This is a genomic window from Acidovorax sp. 62 (genome assembly GCF_002754495.1).
In the GTDB taxonomy this organism is placed as follows: domain Bacteria; phylum Pseudomonadota; class Gammaproteobacteria; order Burkholderiales; family Burkholderiaceae_C; genus Acidovorax.
The window spans coordinates 3,673,881-3,694,470 of record NZ_PEFJ01000001.1 but is presented as its reverse complement, the minus strand read 5'-3'; the positions used below and the strand labels follow the sequence as shown (position 1 = coordinate 3,694,470).

Genomic DNA, 20,590 nt, shown 5'->3' with positions numbered 1-20,590 from the left:
AGGGTTTCACGATGCACCTCCACCTGACTCCTTCGCCCGCACCGGTCCGCATGGCCGCCCCTGCGGCCATTGCCCCCACGGCCCACCGCCCCCAGGCCACCCTGCTGGCCCGGTGGCTGGCACCCCGCACCGCACTTGCCAGCCTGTGGCAGGGCGGCTGGGTGGCTGGCGCGCTGGCCCTGTGCGCCGCAGCCCCCGTGCAGGCTCAGGTCACGCAGTTTGAAGTGCTCAGCACCCAAGCCCCGGCCCTGCAGGCCCGCAGCTTTGGCGAGCGCGGCACCGCCCGCAAAATCACCGCCCGCGCCACCTTTGCGGTAGACCCCGCAGACCCCCGCAACGCTGCCATTGCCGACATCGCCCTGGCCCCGCGCAACGCCGCAGGCCGCGTCATCGGCGTGGCCGACGTCGTCATCCTGCAGCCCCAGCGCCCCAACGGCACCCTGCTCATCGAAACCCCCAACCGGGGCCGCAAGCTCATCGGCCCCGGGTTTGACGACGCCCCCACCAGCTACGGCCGCCTGAGCGAGCCCGCCGACGCAGGCGCAGGCTTCTTGCTGGCCCAGGGCTACACCCTGGCGTGGATCGGCTGGCAGGGCGACCTGCCCGTGAGCGGCGGCCAAGGCGCCGCAGCGCTGGGCCTGAACGTGCCCACGCTGCCAGGCGTCACCGGCCCCTCGCGCGACGAATGGGTCTTCACCCCCAAGCAGACCGAGGCTGAGCAGACCGTCAAGCTCGCCTACCCCGCCGCCACGCGCGAAGGCGCCCAGCTCACCGTGCGCGCCCGCGTGCAAGACCCCCGCACCCAGCCCGCAGGCCTGGCCTGGCGGTTTGTGGACGACCAGACCATCGCCATCACCCGCCCAGCCAATCAACCGGCAGACGCCGTCTACGAATTCACCTACACCGCCCGGGGCGCCAAGGTCATGGGCCTGGGCTTGGCCGCGCTGCGCGACATCGCCCACTTCTTGCGTCACGACACCAGCGCCGCCAACCCCCTGGCCGCAGGCGGCCAGCCCACCATGCAAACCCTGCTGGGCACCGGCATCTCACAGTCAGGCCGCGTGCTGCGCGACTTTGTGTACCTGGGCTTTAACGAAAGCGCCGACCACCGCCCCGTGTACGACGGCCTGCTGCTGCAAATCCCCGGTGGGCGCCGCAGCTACACCAACGCCCGCTTTGCCCAGCCTGCCCGCAACCCCGGCCCCAACAGCGACGACCTGTACCCCGTAGACCAGTTCCCCATGGCCTACGCCACCAGCACCGATGCGCAAACCGGCCGCACCGACGGCCTGCTGCAACGCTGCACCGCCACCAGCACCTGCCCGCGCATCATGCAGGTCGACTCGGAATACGAAATGTGGGCATCGCACGGCAGCCAAAGCGTGACCGACCCCCAGGCCCAGCACCTGCCCCTGCCCGCCAACGTGCGCGCCTACCTGGTGGCAGGCACCCCGCACTTCGCCGCGTTTGACGCCCTGGCCAAGCCCGAGGCAGGCTGCCTGCTGCCCACATCGCCCATCTACGTCGGCCCGCTCATGCGCGCCCTGCTCACCAGCATGAACGACTGGGTGCGCCACGGCACCGAGCCACCGGCCAGCCACTACCCCAACGTGGCCGACGGCACCCTGGTGCCCGCCGACCACACCAGCTACCCCGGCCAATACCAAGGCCTGCGCACCCTGCTGGGCTACCAGGGCTACGCCACCCCATCGTGGCGCACCGACAGCGCCAGCGGCCTGCCCACCGTGCTGGGCCACTACCCCGTGCTGGTGCCCCGCACCGACGCCGATGGCCTGGCCCTGGGCACCGTGCGCCTGCCCGCCGTGGCCGTGCCCCGCGCCACCTACGTGGGCTGGAACGCCAAGACCACCGCCCCCATCGACCCCCTGAACCCCTCCGGCATCTGCACCCAGCAAGGCGGCACCTTGCCCCTGGCCGCCACCCGCGCAGAACGCCTGGCCCGCAAAGACCCCCGCCCCTCCATCGCAGAGCGCTACCCCACGCCAGACGCCTACACCGCCGCCGTGCGCGCCGCCGCCTGGCGCCTGGAGCAACAACGCCTGCTGCTCCCCGCCGACGCCCAGGCCGCCGTGCGCGCGGCAGAGGCAGGCACCCTGGCCCGCCTGCCCTGAGCACCCGCACGGCCACCCCGCTGCACACGGCGTGCACAGCGGGGCGGCAGCGTGTCGGCGTGCCAATTTGCTATTGAAAGCATAGCTGCTAGCGCTTATTCAATAAGCGCTAGAGCCTGTTTTTGCATAAATTGACGTACCTACCAACTTTGGCAGTTGCGCAAACCGATCCCTGACCCTACAGTGTTTTAACAATTACACACATATCCAGCTCAGGGAAACTGCCAGCAGCATGGCGACATTGATACCGGCACTGGGTGCGTGCTTGCCGCGCATGACCCGTGGAGAAAAACGCCTGGCTGACAGGCCGCAAGAGAAAGCCAACGACTCGCTTGCATCGAGGCCGCACCACTTTGGGCGATGCGCGCCCTCTGCTGCGTGATGGACTTCGCCACCATCACGCAGTTCGGCGGCGCCTTGGCCGCCTTGATTCCGCTCGTACTGCTCGTTGGCTTTGCCGTTGTCATCTGGCGCACGGTGTCGCTGCACACCCTGCTGCGGCGCCTGTGGCTGCTGGTGCACGGCAGCGAAGAAATCTCAGACCCCAAGATCCGTGCGTATGTGGACGAGCAGACCAACCTCATGTCCTTTCGCATGTTCTCTGGCGTGCAGGCGGCCAGCCTGGAAGAAGCGCACCAGTTGATTGCGTGGGCGCAACTCCACGGCGTTGATTTGCGCCAAATCGCTGCTTGTGGACGCTACTTCGACACTGGGCTGCGGCAGGTGCGCAAGCAAGACTTTCCCTCGCGCCCCTACCTTTTTGCCCAGATTGCAGTGTTTACCGTTTCCCTTGTCGGATCGATAGTCTGCGCCTGGCTGCTGTTGATCCCGCAAGTGCCGTTCACCTTCAATGCGAGCGAGCGGACCTTCCTCGCCACCGAGTCCAGCGCGCAGACCTTGTGGCCCCCCTTCTTCTTCAACAGAAACCCATTGAAAAAGAGCGACTGCGATCAGCCGCTGGCAACGAACGCGGCGCGTACCTCCTTCACCGAGGCGGAAGTGAAAACGTTGTGCGAGCTTTTGCCAGCCGACGAGTGGCCAGAGCATCTGGCGAGCAAGCTGAAAGAGCAGCGCTGGGCTTTGTTTACCTGCCTGCTGTTCTTTCTGGCGCTGCTCGGCTACGTGGCCGTAGTGGTGAACAAAGTCATTGCGGCCAAAGACCTTTTGGCCCGTGGCTTGACATCAGCCTTGCCGGGGGCGCAGGCCGAGCTGGATTTCTGTGGTGCGAAAGACTGAAGTGACGCACTTTGACTGCACAAAACGAAGGTGCATGGATATGACTTTGCTTGGGGACATGGCGATGCTGTGCGCGGACAGGAAAACCATGGACCTGTGCGCCAACGCCCTGGCCCAACGCAAGCTGCCGTACCGCGTGCGCAAAAAGAGTGGTGAATATCGACCCGGCGCAGATCCGATTCAGGTGATGACCATGAAGGTCAGCAAAGGCTTGGAATTTCCCTTTGTGGCGTTGCCCGGCGTGGGGGGTATGCCTGCGGATGTTCAGGACAAGAAGGAAGCGGCGCGGGTGTTCTATGTGGCGGCGACTAGGGCGACGCACAGCTTAGTAATTGGCGCGGCAAGTAATGAAAGGCTCAGCCAAGAGCTTTAGACATTTTTAATACTAATTTAGATAAATAATTTTCAAAAATAGAAAGAGCATTCAAATGATTAAAGATATATTGGCATCAATCTCTGAGTTGGCAAAGCGCGCAAGGATCTCGCCACATAAAGCATTCACGGCTTGGTATGCCATTAATTTCCACGATCTAGATGAGGATGATGCATTGAGCTCAGCGGCGATGGATGGAGGAAATGACAATGGGATAGATTTGGCTTATGCCGATGATTCAAACAAGACAATCTACATTGTTCAAGGACATTGCGGAGACAACCATGACAAGCAAACTCCAAAATCTAAGTGGAGTGACGTAGTCGCAGCGATACCTTTCTTCGAGAAAACAAAAGGGTTAAAAGATCTTGGAAAGCACGAACTCGCTGATCAAATTGATGTGTTAAAAGACAAATACCCAGAATACACGGTAGCTTTTGGCCTTATTAGTCTTGGGAAATCCAATGCATCCATTAAAAAAGCTGTTGAGCACACAAAAACATCAGCGGCCCTTTCCCAATTCCAGTTTTTTTACCTAGGGCAAGAGGATATTCTTGATCAATACAAAGGTTTAATTGAATCGGAGCAAGGAATTAGTGAGGATACTCTGACGTTTACTGGAAAATATATCGAAGATCAAGGTGATTATGGCCGTGCTTGGATTGGGAATGTTTCGGCATCAGAACTAATAAGGTTAAACAAAAAATATACTAATCAGTTATTTGCGGGAAATGTCCGACTCTTTCTCGGTAATAGAAAGGGTGGCATAAATGAACAAATCATAAAAACTGCAACTGACACGCCTGGGCTTTTTTGGGCACTCAACAATGGCGTATCTATCATCGCCGATACGGCAGAGCCTCTTGGAAAGAAAGGCGATGCACTTAAACTCAAACGATTTAGCATAGTTAATGGGTGTCAAACGACCAGTGCGTTGACTGAAGCTGCGGCAACAGATAAGTGCAAAGTCCTACTTCGGGTAGTCGCTGCAAAAGATGCGGTAAAAAATGACATTGTCAGATTCAACAACTCCCAGAATGCAATAAAAATATGGACTGTCCGAGCAGTGGATAGTACGCAAGAACGGCTGAGACGTGAGTTTGCTGCGCTAAATATTAGCTATGCGCCGAAACAATCCGGCAGCAGGAGAAAAAGAGATACGTCAAAAATAATAGAGCTAGATCGCCTTACGCAATATCTTGCAGCAAGGCACAATAAATTTCTGATTCAAGCTATTAATAACAAAGCCGAACTGTTCGACGAACCTTACTCTCAACTCTTTTTCCCTCAAATAAAGACTAAGGACGTCCTCCTAGCGTGGCAGCTTGGGAATATTTGCGAAGAGAAAAGAATAGAACAGCTACAAGAACTTGGGGCAGACACGTCATCTGCGGGTCTGCTAGCTGTGACCTCTACATTTTGGATAATTTTCGTTGCTAATAAAATCATTGAAAAATATTCTGATACCACATCGTTGCATATTACTGTTGAGAGAATTAATACAAAACAATTTCAAAGCGCTTTGATAAAAATAGTAGATGCTGCTGTTGAAATTTATTATTTGCAAGCTCTCGATACTTATGGAAATGGCAAAGAATTTGGAACATTTAAATCCACATTGCGTTCCACAAAATTTTTGCAACTCATCGAACCAAAAATTGATTTCAAAGTGGCTCAACTATCCAAACAAAAAACGAATAAGCCGAGTGCGTTGGAAAATGTTGCAAAAAATATTAAGAGTTAGGTTTATTGCCCCTAATCTTTGAAAAGCTACGTATTTCCTGGCTTTAGGCGCAGTTGCCACGTAACCTGGGGCGAACTCAAGGACCATCCCCTCGCCCCAACTTCGCCAACAACTCCGCCATCCGCTTCTCCCGAGTCTCTGGCCGCTTGGCACTCTGCAGCCGGTGGTAGATGGTGAACAGGCTCTGGCGTTTGAGCGTGGCGTAAAAAGCCTGGGCAACCGGGTCCTTTTGCAGCGCCGCCAAAAAGTCTTCGGGCATCACCATGGTGGCGCTGCCGGCGTAGGCGGTGGCCCAGCGTCCGTCGCTGCGTGCGGCCTCTACATGCACTAGGCCAGCGGGTTGCATGCGCCCTTGCGCTATCAGCCGCTCGGCGTGCTGCACGTTTTTCTGTGACCAGTTGGATCGCGCGCGGCGCGGCGTCAGGCGCTGCAAAAACGAGGTGTCGTCCAAGCTCTTGCGTATCCCGTCGATCCAGCCCCAGGCGATGGCGGCCACCACGCAGTCGTCCCACGTCACGCTGGGCTGGCCGGTGGCCTTTTTGAAGATGCGCACCCACAGCTCCGTCTCGCTGGCGTGGTAGGCCTGCAGCCATGTGTGGAGCTGTTCTGGCGTTTCAAAGGTGTGGTGTGTCTTGGTGCTCATTGCTTTACGGCTGCTTTCGCATACTCCACCAACGCTTGCTGAACCCGGTGGCAAATATTGCCCTCGCAGCACCTGCATTGCATCTGCCTATTTTGTGGGGCGAGGACTTTGTTTGCTGCCTCATTGAATGGCAGTGCGCTACAAACGAACCCTTCTACTTTGATGAGCATCGGCTCCCACCCATGGCAACCGCTCCCATCCTCGGCCTTAGCCACCTCACCTTCATCGTGCGCGACGTAGACCGCACCGCCCACCTTTTCTGCGAAGGCCTGGGCGCGCAAGAGGTGTACGACAGCCAGGGCCGCAACTTCTCCCTCTCACGCGAAAAGTTTGTGCTGCTGGGCGGGCTGTGGCTGGCGTTCATGGAGGGTGAGCCACCGGCAGAGCGCACCTACCGCCATGTCGCCTTTGCAGTAGCTGACGAAGACCTGCCCGTCTGCGAGGCGCGGCTGCGGGCGCTGGGGGCGGAGGTGAGGCCGCCCCGCCCACGGGTGGAGGGCGAGGGGCAGTCGCTGTACTTTTACGACTTTGACAACCACCTGTTTGAGCTGCACACCGGCACGCTGGCGCAGCGGCTGGCGCGGTATGCGCAGGGGTAGGGGGCGGAAGCTCAGGCCGCGGGTGGGGGGGCTGTTGCTGGCTTGGCTGTCAGGTGTGCGGCGCTATTCGCCGCATTTTGTGCGGTGAATAGCGCCGCAGTCCGGCCCATCCTCCGCTTACAGACAAGCCGGGCATCACCCCCGTCGAAACCAGCGCTTACTTGGCCGTGACTTGCGGGCGGCTGACGGTGCTGAACACGTATTTCAGGCTGTCGCCCAGCGTGCTTTCCCACACCATCCATTCATGCTTGCCGTTGACGATGCGCAGCTCGGCAGGTTGCTTGGCCTTGCGCAGTTGCGCGTAGAGCAATGCAGCATCGGATTCGATGGCGAACTCATCGTCGTCCCCCGAGTTGATGTACATCGGCACCTTGATGCCTTTGGCCAGGAAGGCGTCCATCAACGGCGGGTAGTTGTACTGCTGCCATACGGTCTTGCTGTACGCCCCATTCGTGTTGGGCTCTGCAAAGACCTTGACGCTGCGTGCCGAAGAATCTGCCGGTGGCTCGGTGCTGTAGATGGCGGGCGACAACAGGGCCGCCGCCTGGAATTTCTCGGGGTACTTCAGCACAAACCGCAGCGCGCCATAGCCGCCCATCGACAGGCCACCAATCACGCGGCCATCGCGGGTGTTGAGGGTGCGGTAGGTCTTTTCAATGTGGGGCATCAGGTCGTTGATGAAGGCGGTCTCCATCTTCTCCTTCAGGTCCACATACCAGTTGGTGTTGGCATCCGGCATCACGTAGATGGCGGGTGGAATCTCACCGTCGGCCACCAAGGTGTCCACGGTCTTTTGCATCTTGCCCTTCACAACCCAGTCGTTGCGCACACCGCCGTTGCCGTGCAGCAGGTACATGACGGGGTAGCGCACGTTGGTGTTTTGTGCGTACCCGGTGGGCAGGTAGACGTTGTAAGTCAGCGCACGGCCGAGGGCAGGGCTTTGAACTTCGGCGGACAGCACTTCACTGGCGTGGGTGTTGAACGCAATGGCGCCGCAGGCCAAGGCCGCTGCGGGGATGAGTTTTGTAATGCGCAAGATTTTTTCTCCTTCGTTGGATGGCGTGCGGATTATGTGGGGCGCCATGGCAAAGGGCTGTCCCTTGTGCGCCCGCCCAAGGTGGGTCGTTATTCGCTATGGATTGGGCCCTTTGAAGCTTCAAAAAGCCGTTCAAGCTGAGCTTTTGTCGAAGCCTTTCGACAAGTTCAGGGCGTGCGGTCCACACGTCACCGTTCCGAGCCCATCGTTATTTTCCAAAATGCCGTTCACCGATAGGAGTGAACGAATGAATGGAGCAACCATGATCACGGGGCCGATGCCTGCGCTGGATCTGCCTTGCAGTCAATTGCTTCTCTTTTGGTAGCTGCTAGCGCAAAGCGTATAAGCGCTAGCAGCCTGTTTGGCATGCAATATTGCATTGCGTTGCGTTGCGTTGCGCGGCAGTGGCGGCGACTGTCGGCATTCCGCCTGCAGGCATGCAGGTCGGCAGGCACACGCCTCCCGCTACCATCATCGCTCTGCATTGCTGCATGACAAAAAGGATTCCACCATGGTGTTTGCCAAGACAAGAACCACGCTGCGGCGGCTGGCTGCGAGGCTGCTGCCAGCGCTGGCGGTGGGTGCTGCGGCGCTATCGGGCGGCAGTGCCGGTGCGATGGCGCTGGCGAGCCATGGCAACACCCTCATCTTGTCGGGTCCGGTCACGGGCGGGGATCTGGCGATGGTGAAGGACGCTTTTGCCGCCAACCCCAAGATCGACCTGGTGGTGCTGCGCAACTCGCATGGGGGCGATGCCTGGACGGGCTACCGGGTGGGCGAGCTGCTGCGCGAGGCGGGGGTGACGACGGCGGTGTCGGGTTACTGCATTTCCTCGTGTTCGCGCATGTTTTTGGGCGGCAAGCAGCGCGTGTTTACCAACGACTACCCGGCCGACCGCACCTATGTGGGTTTCCACGGGCACTACAACGCGCAAGGTAATCTAGACCCCCAAACTGTGAGCCGCGGCGGGCTGTACGCCTGGACACTGAAGTACTCGGACGGCAAGGCCGACCCAGCGCTGGTGAAGCGCTGGATTGCGATCGAGAGGAACAGGGGCGCGGCCAACTTCTTCCACCCCGATGTGGCGCCCGCGCTGGGGCACAGCGTGTTTTTCTGCGATGGGCTGCAGGCGCAAAAGGTCACCAGCTGCGAGGCGCTGGGCACCAATGCGCTGGAGCGCGGCGTGATCACCGACGAGCGCCGCGTCGCCAGCCCCGACCAGGACGCGCTGTCCGAGAAGCAGCGCGCGCGCCAGTTCCCCGCCAGTGGCTATGCGGCGCTGGCCGACCCGCTCAAGCTGCCTCTGGATGCGCCGGCGGGTCTGGAGCAATACCAGCGCTACCTGCTGGCGTCGCTACCCCGCGCGTTTGCGGTAGCGCCTACCCGCAAGCACTGGGCCTGGGTGGCGGGCGGCGCGGACGATGTGAATGCGCAAGCCCTCAAGCGCTGTGAAGAGCGGGCCCAGCAGGCTTGCGTGCTGTACAGCGTGGACGACAACGTGGTCTACAAATAGCTTGCCGCCATGGGCTATAGACCCGGCCCTTTGAAGCTTCAAAAACCGTTCAGGCCGAGTGTGTCGAAGCGCGGCGCGGGGCTTCGGCGTGCTCAACCCGCTCAGCCCAAACGGCTTGGGCAAACTGCAGGCGTGTAGCCCATCAGGCAATGTGGCCGCAAACATTCGCCGAATTTGCATGGCACAACCTGCTCCCGGAGCAAGCAGGTGCCCGGCTGGGCACTCCCCCTCAGATCTTGATGAACTGGCTGGCCGACAACGCGCCAAACGGCAGCTCTGACAGGCGACCACCCACGGCCAGGGTGCCCAGGTCCACCGGGAAGTAGCCAATGGCGTCCAGCACCTTGCGCACTTCGGCTTTGGCGGCGGCGTCGTCGCCCGCGTAGAACATGGCGCGCTGGCCGCCAGAGACTTGGGGCTGGGCCAGCACGTTCACGTCCAGGTGGTTGAACGCCTTGACCACGCGGGCGCCGGGCACGAATTCGCTGAACACTTCGCTGGACGAGCGCCCGCCCAGGTCGATGGCCTTGATGCCGTAGGCCGCGAGCGGGTTGCTGGGGTCTTTGGCGGCGGGCGAGTTGGGGTCGAGAAATTCCACGGGGTTGGTGCCGTCGATGACGATGCGGCCGTTCCACGCAGGCAGGCCGCCCAGGGCCTGGCCCAGGTCTTCCCAGCGCACGGCGATGAGCACGATGTCTGCGGCGGCAGCTTCTGCCACGGTGCCCGCCTTGATGGTGGGGCCCAGTTCGGCCACCAGCGCGGCCAGTGATTCCGGACCGCGCCGGGTGGAGAGGGTGGCCGACAGGCCTTTGCTGGCCAATGCGCGTGCCACGTTAGAGCCGAGTGCGCCAGAGCCGATGATGCCGATGTTCATGGTGATTTCCTTGGTCAATGAGTGAAGTGGGTGGAGGGAAAGGGAACGGTGAAAAGTCGAATGTGGAGGGGGTGTGTAAGGGATTAACCCAGCCGCCCGGCCTGGCGCAGTTGCCCTGCAATGCGCCGGATTTCTGTGGTGCCCTGCCGCAGTGCTGCCTGGCTGGTGTGCACGGAGTAAGTCCCCATGACCAGGTCATGCGGGTGCGGCACGGCAGAGCCCAGCACAAAGCGGGTGGCTTCGGTGGCCACAAAGTCGATGCTTTGGTGGGTGGGCTCAAACGCCACCAGTTCGCCTGCCGCAATGGGTTCGCCCGCCGCCAGCGCGCCGGTGGCCACTGCCGCCCATGCCACGGTGTGGCCGGGGGGCGGCGTGTAGGTCCAGCGTTCGCCCTGGGCCAACTGCACGGCCAGATAGGTCATCCCCTCGGGCGCCGCCACGGGGCTTTGTGCTGCGCCGTACTCGCCCAGCAGCACCCGCACCGGGCCGACCTGGGGCACCAGTTCGGGGGCGAGGTACTGGCTGTGGGCGGGGGCGTTCTCCAGCGCGGCGGGCAGCGCCACCCACAGCTGAAAGCCCCGGCCCGGCGTGTCGCCCACGGGGGCGCCGGTGTGCCACACGCCGTTGCCAGCACGCATCCATTCGACGCCGCCCGCAGGCAGCAGGCCCGCTTGGCCGGTGCTGTCTTCGTAGCGCACATCGCCCTCCGACAAGAACGTGACCGTGGCGATGCCCGAGTGGGGGTGCATGCCAAAGCCCTGCTGCGCTGCGCCGGGCTGAAAGTGCACCCGATCCAAAAAGATGAAGGGCTTGAGCACCTGGCCCAGGTCCCCGGGGCTCATGAGGCGGGTGATGGGGCCGTGCGTGGTGCCGCGGGTGCGGTGTGTGATGGCGCGTGGGGCGGTGGCGGGTGCAGACATACAGAGAACCTTGGAGATGTTGAACTGATGCCTGTAGCTTAAAAATTCATCGATTGATTGACTAGATAGCGCAATATGATTGCACTCGTCCATTAATCGAATGAATCAGTGAGTGAGGGCGCGCAACCATGCTGGATCTGAACGACGTGGCCATCTTTGTGCAGGTGGTGCGCTGCGGCAGCTTTGCCGAGGCATCGCGCCGCCTGGGCGTGCCGCCCAACACCCTGAGCCGCCGGGTGCAGCAGCTGGAAGCGCAGCTGGGCACCCGGTTGATGCAGCGCTCGACCCGCCACCTCACACTCACCAGCGCGGGCCAGGTGTTTCTGGAGCGTTGCAGCGGCGCGGTGGAGGGGCTGATGGATGCGGGCGAGGAGCTGCTGGCGGTGAACCAGGAGCCCAGCGGCCTGGTGCGGGTGGCGGCCCCGGCTGATTTTTTTGATTTCTTTGCCATGGAGTGGCTGACCGAGTTCCTGGTCGCTCACCCCAAGGTGCGGGTGGATTTTGTGCTGAGCGACGGCCGCGCGGACCTGATTGCAGACCGGATTGATGTGGCGTTTCGCGGCGGCATTCTGGAGGACTCGGGCCTGTTTGCCCGCAAGGTGCTGGGCGCGGGCAGCGACGGCCTGATGGCCAGCCCGGCCTACATCGCCCGCCGGGGTGTTCCGGCCACGCTGCAAGACCTGGCAGACCACGACTGCCTGGTGTTCAGCCACCCCAGCGGCAAGGCCACCTGGCGCGTGACAGGGCCGGAGGGCGCACCGGCCGAGGTGCAGGTGACTGGCCGCTTCAGCGGCAACGCGGCGCAGGCCTTGCGCAAAGCCGCGCTGGCGGGCTTGGGCATTGCGCTGCTGCCCTCCACGCTGACGCAGCGCGATTTGCGCGCGGGCCTGCTCGTGCCCGTGCTCCCGCAGTACCACCGGCAGGGGCACGGCGTGCACATGGTCTACCCCAGCAGGCGCTATCTGCCCCTGGCGGTGTCGGCTTTCATTGAGCTGGTCATCAGCAAGATGGGCGCGATGCAGGAACTGCCGCCGCAGGGTGATGGATGACAAGGCAGGAGGTCACTGGAGCCGTTCACGCTGAGCTTGTCGAAGCGCCGCGCAAGGCTCGGGCAGGCTCAGCCCGAACGGATGTGTCCGGCAGCGGCCCTACACCACCAGCCGCGAATGCCCCACGCCCCCGCCTTTGACGACCCGGATCTGCGCCGGGATGCGCTCCTTCAGCGCTTCGACGTGGCTGATGATGCCGATCATCTTGCCGCTGGCGTTGAGCGAGTCCAGCGCGGTCAGCGCCACCTCCAGCGTGTCGCCGTCCAGCGTGCCAAAGCCTTCGTCCAGGAACAGCGAGTCGATGGACGTTTTGTGGCTCACCAGATCGGACAGCGCCAGGGCCAGGGCCAGGCTGACGAGGAAGCCTTCGCCGCCCGACAGGGTGCGGGTGTCGCGCGCTGCGTCGCCTTGCCAGGCGTCGACGATCTCCAGCTCCAGCTCGCCCGTGGTTTTGCGGCGCAGCAGGTAGCGGCCGTGCAGGCGCGCCAGGTGCTGGTTGGCCAGTTGCAGCAGGTGGTCGAGCGTGAGGCCCTGGGCAAACTTGCGGTACTTGTCGCCTTTGGCAGAGCCGATCAGCGCGTCCAGCCGCTGCCACACATCGCTGTTGGCTGTCTGCTGGCCGATCTGCGCGAACAGGGCCTGCTGGTTGGTGCGCTGCTGGGCGTCTTTGGCCAGCAGCGCACGGTGGGCGCCGATCTGTTCGCTGAGGGCGCTGCGCTGGGTTTCCAGCGCGGCCAGGTGGGCGTTCAGCGCATCCAGTGTTTGCGGGGTGAGCGCCTGGGCCTGCAGCTGGGCGTGGCGGGCCTGTGCGGCCTGCAGCAGGGCGTCGGCGCGCTGCTGGGCGGCCAGCAAGGCTTCCTTTTGGGCGGCCAGGCTTTGGCGTTCGGGCTCGGGCAGCAGGGCGGCTTCAAAGGCGGCCAGGTCGGCAAAGGGGCTGGCTTGCAGCGCGGCGTGCCATGCGTGGGTGGCGGCCTCCAGGGTGGTGGCTTGCTGGGTGCGCGTGGCCTGTGCCTGGGCTTGGCGGCCTTCCAGGGCGGCCAGGGTGCGTTGCAGGCGTTCGATGGCTTCCACGCTGGCTTGCAGGGCTGCGGCGGCATTGATGGCGCTGTCTTGGTCTATGTCGTGCGCTGTGTCGTGGGGCTCGCCCGCCCATGCCGCCTCGGTGGCCGCGTGGGCCGTGGCTTGCAACGCGGCCCAGCGTTGCGACCATTGCTGGGCTTGCGCCTGGGCTGCATCGCACTGCGCTTGCAGGCGCGTGATGCGCTGGGCCAGTGTGTGCAGCTCGGCCTGGGTGTCGCGCCAGCGCTGCCATTCGGCGTCCCGCGCTTGCAGCCAGGGGGCGGGGTCTGCGGGCAGGTCGTAGCCTGCGGCTTGCAGGGCGGCGCGCAGGTGGGCCTGCAGCGCGGTGCCTTCGGCCTGGGCCGCCGCAATGGCGTCTGCCAGGGCGGCTTGGCGTGCTTGTGCTTCGTGCACGGCTTGCTGCTGCAGCGCTAGTTGGTGCGTGGCGGTTTGCAGGGTTTGGTCGCACTGGCTGGCGGCGGCCTGGGCCTGCTGCACGCGCTGGGCGGCGGCCTCTGCACGGTGCAGGGCGCCCTCCAGTTGGGCCTGGGTGGCCTGGGCGGCGGTGTGGCCTGCGGCGATGCGGTCGGCGTGCTGCCAGTCTTCGGGGTGCAGGGTGTGCTCGGCACCCAGCGGCCCGAGGCGGGCGGCCAAGGTGGCCCAGTCGGCCTCCCACTGCGCGATGCGCTGGGCGGTGGCGTGCTGCTGCGCTTGGCGCTCGGCCAGCCGGGTCTGGCTGGTGGTCAGGGCTTCGGCCACGGCCTGGCCTTGGGTGGTGATGGCCTCCAGCTCGGCCTGCTTGTGCTGCAGTGCAGCTTCGGTGGCCGATACGTCCAGCGCTTGGTACGCATCGATGGCGGGGTGCGCCGTGGCGCCGCACAGCGGGCAGGGCTGGCCGGGCTGCAGGGCGTGGCGGTGCTGGTCCAGGCTTTGGATGCGGCGCTCTTGTTCCAGCAGCTGGCGCTTGTCGGCCACCTGTTCCTTGAGGGCGTTGTACTGCGCGCGCAGGGCTTGGCGTGTGGCTTCTTGCTCTGTGGCGGCGGCTTGCAGGTGCAGTACTTCGGTGCCCAGCGCGGTGTGCTGGTCTGCCAGCTCGCGGCGCTGCTGGGCCTGTTGCATGGCCTGCTGCCACGCGGCTACGTGGCTTTGGGCGTGTTGCCAGCGCTCGCGCAGCGTGGCAATGCTGTGGCCGCCCAGCGCGTCGGCGTGGTCTGCCTGGGCGGCGTGCAGTGCGGCGGCAGCAGTGGCCTGGGCCTGTGTTGCGGCTTCTACGTGGTCTTGCTGTGCTGTGGCTTGTGCGCTGCGCTGGGCAATGTCCGTCTGCAGCGCTTGCAGGGCCTGTTGCTGCTCGGCCAGGCGGGTGTGCCGTTGCTGTTGCTGTTGCAGTAGCTGGCGCCATTCGCCCAGGCGCTCGCCCAGGTGGGCGTGCTGGGCGTGGGCGCTGCAGTAGTCGGTGTGGCGCTGCTGGGCGGCCTCGGCCTGTGCCAGCTCGGCCTGCGCAGCGTGGGCCACGCGCTGTGCCTGTATGGCGGCGGTGCGTTGGTGTTGGGCGTGCAGGCGCGCTTCGGCCCGGTGCTGCGCTTGCAGGCTGGCCAGCAGGGCATCGCTGCTGTGGCAGGCGGCCTGGGCCTGCTGCCACGCGGCGTGCGGTGCGCGCAGGGCCTGGGCGGGTTCGCTGTCGGCCAGGCGTTGCAGGCTGGGGGCGGCGGCTTGTAGGACGGCGGTGGCTTGCTGCTGGCCGGTGGTGGCTGCCAACACGGCCTGCGCGCTGTGGTCCACGTCGATGTGCCACTGGCGCTGCGCGCTGGTGGTGGCGTGGGCTTGCTGCACCTCGGCCAGCGTGTGTGTCCATGCCTCCTGTTCCGCCTGCATCGCGGCGATGCGCTCGGCGGGCAGCAGCTCCACGCCGTCGGCGCGGGCCTTGAGCTGGTTCAACTGCTCGCGCGCGTCACGCGCCTGCTCGAACACGCGGCGGGAGATTTCGCCATAAATGTCGGTGCCGGTCAGTTCCTCCAGCAGCTCGGCGCGGTCGTTGGCGCTGGCGTTGAGGAAGGCCGCGAACTGGCCCTGCGCCAGCAGCATGGACCGGGTGAAGCGCCCAAAGTCCAGCCCGGTCACATCGGCCACGCGCCGCAGCTTGTCGTTGCTTTGGCTGCTCAGGATGGTGCCCAGGCCCGTGGCCGGGTCCACCTGGGCCAGCTCGACCTTGGGGTCTTGCAGCGCGCCGTCCACCTTGTCGCGGGCGCGGCGCTGGCTCCAGAAGGCGCGGTACACGGTGCCCTTCACCTCAAACTCCACCTCGGCCAGGCAGTCGGCGGTGTGGCGCGTCATGAGGTCGTTGGCGGATTTGGAGACGCTACTCAGGCGCGGCGTCTGGTGGTACAGCGCCAGGCAGATCGCGTCGAGCAGCGTGGACTTGCCCGCGCCCATGGGGCCGGTGATGGCGAACAGGCTGTTCTCGGTGAACGGCGGCTGGGTGAAGTCGATGGCCCACTCGCCCTTGAGCGAGTTGAGGTTTTTGAGGCGCAGCTTGAGGATCTTCATGCGGCGCCTTCCTCGGTGGGGTCGGTGGGGCTGGTGATGCTTTGCACCACGGCGCGGTAGCGCTCCTGCAGCGCCTGCTGCAGCTCGGGCGCCAGGGTCTCGGCGGCCAGGCGGCGGGCAAACACGTCGTGGGGGCTCAGCTCGTCCAGCGTCTCCTGGGCGGCCGACTGCAGCGCGGCGGCGGCGCTGGTGCGCTGGCGGCGCACGCGCAGCACCTCCACGGGCAGGCCCTGCACCATGGCGTTGATGCGCTCGGGCAGGTCTTGCAGGTAGTCGTCTTCGGCCACGGTCACTTCCAGCCACGCGGGCTGCTCGGCCGTGCCTTGTGTGGCGGCGGTGGCAATGGCTTGTGGCAGCGCGGCCAGGTTGCCGCTAACGGCGATGAGCGCCTGAAACCGGGGCACGGGCAGCGGGGTGACGGCTGCGAGCCCGGTGGCGTCCAGGTCCACCAGCAGCACCTCTTTTTGCTGCTTGGCCTCGTCAAACCCCAGCGCAATGGGCGAGCCGCAGTAGCGGATGTGGTGCAGCCCGCCCACCTTTTGCGGCTGGTGGATGTGGCCCAGGGCGATGTAGTCCACCGGCGGAAACGCGGCCGTGGGGAAGGCGTCGAGCGAGCCCACATAAATCTCGCGCACCGAGTCGTTGCTGCTGGCGCCCATGGTGGTGAGGTGGCCGGTGGCAATCAGCGGCACCACGCGGCCCAGTGCCTGCTGCAGCTGCGCTTGCCGCGCGCGGCCCGCATCCACCACCGCCTGGTAATAGGCCTGGAGGGCGGCTTGCAGGGACTGTTGCTTGTCCTGCGCGCTTTGCCCCGCCTGGCTTTGCCACACATCGCGCGGGCGGATGAAGGGCACGGCGCAGACGATGCAACCGGGCTCATGGCTGCCGCTAGCACCGCCGCGCTGGGGCAGCACCACCACATGGTCGGCCGCATCGCCCACGGCCCCCACCACAGTGGTGTTCAGCACCGCCAGCAGCGCACGGCTCTCGCCCAGCGTGGCGACCGAGTCGTGGTTGCCGCCCAGCAGCAGCAGCGCCACGCCTGCGCGGTGCAGGCGCACCACCAGGTGGCTGTACAGCTCGCGGGCATAGCTGGGGGGCGCGCCGGTGTCGAAAATGTCGCCCGCAATCAGCACCGCATCCACCGCATGCGCATCGACCTGCACCAGCAGCCAGTCGATCAGCGCCTGGTGTTCGGCCTGGCGGCTCTTGCCCATGAAGTGCTGGCCCAGGTGCCAGTCGGAGGTGTGGAGGATGCGCATGGGGAGGTCGTATTGCTACTATTTTGATAGCTGCTTGCGCTTGTATTTCAAGCGCTGAAGATAGATTTTGCTTGGGTTTTGACCCCGCCCAGTCGCCTACTCAGCTTCGCCCGCCAATTTTTTGTGCGCAGCTGCCCGTCGCCCCGCCCACAGCCCCTCGGCCGTGTACAGCGCCAGCGCCGCCCAGATCAGCACAAAGCCCACGGCGCGCGGGCCGGCGAAGGGTTCGTCGTACAGAAACACGCCCATCAGCGCCAGGATGGAGGGGGTGATGTATTGCAGGAACCCCATGGTGGACAGCGGCACGCGCCGCGCCCCGGCCGCAAACAGCAGCAGCGGGATGGCGGTGACGGGCCCGCTCAACACAAAGAAAAGCCAGGTGTGCGCGTCGTGCGCGGGCCAATGCTGGGCGGTGCTGTCGGGGCCGGTGGGGCCCAGGCACAGCAATGCCACCAGGGCCAGGGGCGCGAGCAGCATGGTCTCCAGCGACATGCCTTCCAGCGGGCCCAGCACGGCCACCTTGCGCATCAGGCCGTAGAAGCCAAAGGTCAGCGCAATCAGCAGCGCCAGCCAGGGCACATGGCCCGACTGCACCGCCATCCACAGCACGCCGCTGGCGGCCACGGCAAATGCCAGCCACTGGGCCCGGCGGGGGCGTTCGTGCAAAAAGACAAAGCCCAGCGCCACGTTGACCAGCGGCAGGATGAAGTAGCCCAGGCTTGCATCGAGCACATGGCCGTTGTTCACGGCCCAGATGTAGCTGAGCCAGTTGGCAGACAGCAGCAGCGCCGACACCGCGAACTTGCCCAGCAGCGCGGGGCTGCGGCGCACATCGCCCAGCCAGGCAAACCGGCGCAGCACCGCCAGCACGATGAGCACAAACACCAGCGACCACACCATGCGGTGCAGCACCACCTCCAGCGCCGTGGCGGCTTGCAGTTGCTTGAAGAACAGGGGGAACAGGCCCCACAGGACATAGGCCGACAGGCCGTACAGGATGCCGCTGGACATGGGTGTGGTCGGGTGACAGAGACGAGGGGTGGAGGGCGAGCGGGTGCCCGGCGGTGCAGGGCCGCTGCAAGGTGTCAGCGGCCCCAGCAGGGCAGGGCGCTGCACGGTATCACGAATGGGGCCTGCCCCAGGGGGCCCTGTGCCGTCACAATGCCCAGCGGCGCGCCTGCAGTGGGCGCGCCTTGTTTGCCGCCCCACTGCCAGTGGGGGGCTTTTTGCCGGGTGGTCCCCGGCGCTTCACCATGCGTGTTCCGTCCCTTCGTATTGCAGGTGTGTTCTCTATGCTGGCTTTGCTGTCTTCTTTGCTGGGCGCCAAGACCGCTCCGGATGCGTTTCCGCGCCTGTCCGACAATACGGCGGGCTCGGCCACGCTGGAGGTGCGCAAGGTGCTGCATGGCGAGGTCGATGGCCTGTGGGTGGTGCCGCGCACGCGCCAGGTGGTGGCCGCTGCGGGCGGGTATTTGTGGAAGTTCACCGACCAGGGCGTGCTGCTGGACACCCTGTACGCGCGCGGTGGCATGTATGCCTCGGGGCTGATGTTTTCTGACGATGGCTATGTGGACTGGGTGTTTACCGGCAGTGCGCAGCGCAAACCCTATGGCCCGCAGGTCGATGGCAACGGCCTGACCCCCGCGCAGGTGGTGGCCGCGCTGCAGCAGGCCGAGGTGGTGGAGTTTGCCAAGACTGACCAGGGTGCCTGGGCCTATGTGTGGCAGGGCGGCAAGGGCTGGAAGATGGATATCAGCCGCCACCGTGAACTGGTAGACACGTCGTGCGGCCGCCGCAGCCATTCGTCTGATGCGCTGCATTGGTCGGCCACCTGCTTTGAGGGACTGAAGCCCGCCCCCGCGCTGTGGGCCAAGGTCGATGCGGACAGCTTTGCAGGCTACGGCCAGCCGCAGCCGCGTGTGGAGGTGGTGGGCTTTGACCGGCGCAAGTACCACCTGGAAGAGGGGGTGAGCGGGCAACTCACTGGCGCAACGTTGGGCGTGGCCCTGAAGATCATGGGCTACCCGGGCTCGCTGCCGGGGCGCTACTGGTTTGGCGACGCGCACACCCGCCTGCGCGTGGGCCCGGGCAGCAGCGATGTGGTGCAGCTCAAGGCGTTTGTGCCCTTTGAACGTGGCGAGTACCGCTTTCTGCACAACATGCGGTGGTGGGAGCCCGCCGCCGTGCTGCCCGGTGCTAGCTCTTTGGCCAGCCCCCTGTTCAGCGTGCACCTGCGCGCCTATGGCGAGCGTGCGGGCGAGGCCGAGCTGCGCAAGTACTACGAAAAAGACGTGGGCCTGTATGTGGTGCGCCCGCGCGGCGTGGCCGACGTGCCGCTGGCCCAGCGCACCGCACCCGCCTGGCGGCCAGTGTTTGAGGGGCCTTCCACCCGCTACGTGGCGGTGCAGGGCTCGGTGGAGTTTGAGCCCGCCGCCACCCACGCTGCGGGCCAGAGCGTGGCCGCCTTGCCGCCCGCACACCAGTGGCTGCGCCCGCCGCTGCAGCGGCCCATGCCCGACATGTTGCCCCCGGTGCCCGTGAATGCGCTGTGGCCCGCCCTGCACCAGCTGCCCTCGGTCATCACCGTGCGCTGGCATGTGCCCGGTGACGACGATGGCGATGCGGTGCTGCGCATCACCCTGCAGCCCGCGCAGGTGCAGGCCGCCATGGCCCGCGTGCAAGCGCACGCGCAGAGCCAGGCCAGCCAGGGCGCACGCGCCCGGCGCACCACCCCGCCAGACATCGTCTTGCCTGATCCCGCCCCGCTGGAGCTGCTGCTGCGCCTGCCCCCCGGCGCTGCAGGGGCCACCCGCATCGACCCGGCCTTGGTGGAGCAACTGCAGGTGCTGGTGCGCCGCCCCGCCAGCGCCCACCCTGGCACGCGCAACACGCCCCCGCCCCTGGAGGTGCCGCTGGCGCAGGTGCAGTGGGAATGGGTGGTGCGCCCCGCTGCGCCGCCCGTGCGCGTGTCGCGCCCCGCAGGTGAGGCACCCTCGCCGCCGCCCGCCTATCTGGCCTTGATGGCACCGCTGGAAGCCGCCAAAGAGGCCGCCGTGCCCAAGGGCGCGGCAGGCTTGTCTGCCTTCTTGCAGCAGGCCCAGGCCCTGGTGCAGCACCCGCAATATGCCGAGAACGCGCCATCGCTGGCACCGCGCATCACCGCTGCTTATGCCGACGTGCTCAACCGCTTCAACAACCTGCGCCAGCTCGGTTCATCGGCCACGCTGGTGCGCCACTACCTAGCGCAGGTGCACCCGCACACCAGCCCCGTGCAGGCCGACAGCAGCCTGGCCTACAACCAGGGCGTGATCGCCAGCCAGACTCTGGCCTTTGCCATCCACATGTCCGAGCACCGCGACCTGCTCAACGCCGTGATGGCCCAGCTGCTGGCCCCGCCGTTTGATGTGCTGCAGCAGACCAATGGCACGCTGGCCTACAACCTGGCCTGCTACCACGCAGTGCAGGGCAACAAGCCCCGCCTGCTGCAGGCGGCCAGCGCGGCGCGCCGCCTGGGCAAGCTGCAGGCGCAATTCATGGCCGACAAGGACTTTGAGCGGTATTGGCAGGATGCGGAGTTTCTCAAGGCTCTGCAGTAATTTGCTATGA

General features: G+C 64.7%; 15 protein-coding genes. 8 read left to right on the top strand and 7 right to left on the bottom strand.

Going from position 1 to position 20,590, the window contains the following annotated elements; translation table 11 throughout:
- Positions 1 to 11: 11 nt before the first annotated feature.
- The 4 genes from CLU86_RS16630 to CLU86_RS16615 all read left to right on the top strand — a co-directional run bounded on the left by CLU86_RS16630 (position 12) and on the right by CLU86_RS16615 (position 5,485).
- Entirely contained in the window at positions 12 to 2,132 is a 2,121-nt protein-coding gene (locus CLU86_RS16630) for an alpha/beta hydrolase domain-containing protein (protein WP_199175140.1), read from the top strand.
- Positions 2,133 to 2,492: 360 nt separating this feature from the next.
- On the top strand, positions 2,493 to 3,368 hold the full coding sequence (locus tag CLU86_RS16625; protein ID WP_143226727.1) for a DUF6216 family protein: 876 nt from the start codon (positions 2,493 to 2,495) through the stop codon (positions 3,366 to 3,368).
- Positions 3,369 to 3,402: 34 nt separating this feature from the next.
- Complete coding sequence (locus CLU86_RS16620; RefSeq protein ID WP_233195063.1) at positions 3,403 to 3,741, top strand: 3'-5' exonuclease; 339 nt, start codon at positions 3,403 to 3,405, stop codon at positions 3,739 to 3,741.
- Positions 3,742 to 3,796: 55 nt separating this feature from the next.
- Complete coding sequence (locus tag CLU86_RS16615; protein ID WP_099742379.1) at positions 3,797 to 5,485, top strand: AIPR family protein; 1,689 nt, start codon at positions 3,797 to 3,799, stop codon at positions 5,483 to 5,485.
- Positions 5,486 to 5,561: 76 nt separating this feature from the next.
- On the opposite strand, the gene CLU86_RS16610 is transcribed toward CLU86_RS16615, so the two are convergent.
- Positions 5,562 to 6,128 (bottom strand): YdeI family protein, encoded by a 567-nt coding sequence (locus tag CLU86_RS16610; RefSeq protein ID WP_099742378.1) that lies wholly within the window; start codon positions 6,126 to 6,128, stop codon positions 5,562 to 5,564.
- A 182-nt stretch (positions 6,129 to 6,310) separates the two neighbouring features.
- Here CLU86_RS16610 and fosX point away from each other — a divergent pair, with 182 nt between their 5' ends.
- Complete coding sequence (gene fosX, locus CLU86_RS16605) at positions 6,311 to 6,727, top strand: FosX/FosE/FosI family fosfomycin resistance hydrolase (protein WP_099742377.1); 417 nt, start codon at positions 6,311 to 6,313, stop codon at positions 6,725 to 6,727.
- A 157-nt stretch (positions 6,728 to 6,884) separates the two neighbouring features.
- Here the strand turns inward: fosX and CLU86_RS16600 are convergent, their stop codons facing one another.
- The gene (locus CLU86_RS16600) at positions 6,885 to 7,763 is read right to left on the bottom strand and encodes an esterase family protein (protein ID WP_233195061.1); all 879 of its coding nucleotides are present in this window, start codon (positions 7,761 to 7,763) and stop codon (positions 6,885 to 6,887) included.
- Positions 7,764 to 8,247: 484 nt separating this feature from the next.
- On the opposite strand from CLU86_RS16600, the gene CLU86_RS23105 reads away from it, so the two are divergent.
- Positions 8,248 to 9,276: a hypothetical protein gene (locus tag CLU86_RS23105; RefSeq protein ID WP_233195060.1), complete on the top strand. Its 1,029-nt coding sequence runs from the start codon at positions 8,248 to 8,250 to the stop codon at positions 9,274 to 9,276.
- Between the two features lie 229 nt (positions 9,277 to 9,505).
- Here the strand turns inward: CLU86_RS23105 and CLU86_RS16590 are convergent, their stop codons facing one another.
- A complete protein-coding gene (locus CLU86_RS16590) occupies positions 9,506 to 10,150 on the bottom strand; it encodes an NADPH-dependent F420 reductase (protein ID WP_099743640.1) in 645 nt (214 codons plus the stop codon).
- Between the two features lie 83 nt (positions 10,151 to 10,233).
- Positions 10,234 to 11,070, bottom strand: coding sequence for a pirin family protein (locus tag CLU86_RS16585; protein ID WP_099742375.1), 837 nt, complete (start codon positions 11,068 to 11,070; stop codon positions 10,234 to 10,236).
- 128 nt (positions 11,071 to 11,198) lie between these two features.
- Between CLU86_RS16585 and CLU86_RS16580 the strand changes: the two genes are divergently transcribed.
- Positions 11,199 to 12,119, top strand: coding sequence for a LysR family transcriptional regulator (locus CLU86_RS16580; RefSeq protein ID WP_099742374.1), 921 nt, complete (start codon positions 11,199 to 11,201; stop codon positions 12,117 to 12,119).
- A gap of 99 nt (positions 12,120 to 12,218) precedes the next feature.
- On the opposite strand, the gene CLU86_RS16575 is transcribed toward CLU86_RS16580, so the two are convergent.
- The 3 genes from CLU86_RS16575 to rarD form a co-directional block, all read right to left on the bottom strand.
- Positions 12,219 to 15,722, bottom strand: a complete 3,504-nt coding sequence (locus CLU86_RS16575) for an AAA family ATPase (protein ID WP_099742373.1) — start codon at positions 15,720 to 15,722, stop codon at positions 12,219 to 12,221.
- Entirely contained in the window at positions 15,719 to 16,984 is a 1,266-nt protein-coding gene (sbcD, locus tag CLU86_RS16570) for an exonuclease subunit SbcD (RefSeq protein ID WP_099742372.1), read from the bottom strand. Before sbcD ends, CLU86_RS16575 begins: the two co-directional genes overlap by 4 nt.
- 96 nt (positions 16,985 to 17,080) lie before the next feature.
- Complete coding sequence (gene rarD, locus CLU86_RS16565) at positions 17,081 to 17,995, bottom strand: EamA family transporter RarD (RefSeq protein ID WP_099742371.1); 915 nt, start codon at positions 17,993 to 17,995, stop codon at positions 17,081 to 17,083.
- Positions 17,996 to 18,276: 281 nt separating this feature from the next.
- Here rarD and CLU86_RS16560 point away from each other — a divergent pair, with 281 nt between their 5' ends.
- Complete coding sequence (locus CLU86_RS16560; protein ID WP_099742370.1) at positions 18,277 to 20,580, top strand: hypothetical protein; 2,304 nt, start codon at positions 18,277 to 18,279, stop codon at positions 20,578 to 20,580.
- Positions 20,581 to 20,590: the final 10 nt, after the last annotated feature.

Coding starts and splice junctions, on each gene's coding strand:
- CLU86_RS16630 (WP_199175140.1), top strand. CDS start 12: ATGCACCTCCACCTGACTCCTTCGCCCGCACCGGTCCGCATGGCCGCC.
- CLU86_RS16625 (WP_143226727.1), top strand. CDS start 2,493: ATGCGCGCCCTCTGCTGCGTGATGGACTTCGCCACCATCACGCAGTTC.
- CLU86_RS16620 (WP_233195063.1), top strand. CDS start 3,403: ATGGATATGACTTTGCTTGGGGACATGGCGATGCTGTGCGCGGACAGG.
- CLU86_RS16615 (WP_099742379.1), top strand. CDS start 3,797: ATGATTAAAGATATATTGGCATCAATCTCTGAGTTGGCAAAGCGCGCA.
- CLU86_RS16610 (WP_099742378.1), bottom strand. CDS start 6,128: ATGAGCACCAAGACACACCACACCTTTGAAACGCCAGAACAGCTCCAC.
- fosX (WP_099742377.1), top strand. CDS start 6,311: ATGGCAACCGCTCCCATCCTCGGCCTTAGCCACCTCACCTTCATCGTG.
- CLU86_RS16590 (WP_099743640.1), bottom strand. CDS start 10,150: ATGAACATCGGCATCATCGGCTCTGGCGCACTCGGCTCTAACGTGGCA.
- CLU86_RS16585 (WP_099742375.1), bottom strand. CDS start 11,070: ATGTCTGCACCCGCCACCGCCCCACGCGCCATCACACACCGCACCCGC.
- CLU86_RS16580 (WP_099742374.1), top strand. CDS start 11,199: ATGCTGGATCTGAACGACGTGGCCATCTTTGTGCAGGTGGTGCGCTGC.
- CLU86_RS16575 (WP_099742373.1), bottom strand. CDS start 15,722: ATGAAGATCCTCAAGCTGCGCCTCAAAAACCTCAACTCGCTCAAGGGC.
- sbcD (WP_099742372.1), bottom strand. CDS start 16,984: ATGCGCATCCTCCACACCTCCGACTGGCACCTGGGCCAGCACTTCATG.
- rarD (WP_099742371.1), bottom strand. CDS start 17,995: ATGTCCAGCGGCATCCTGTACGGCCTGTCGGCCTATGTCCTGTGGGGC.
- CLU86_RS16560 (WP_099742370.1), top strand. CDS start 18,277: ATGCTGGCTTTGCTGTCTTCTTTGCTGGGCGCCAAGACCGCTCCGGAT.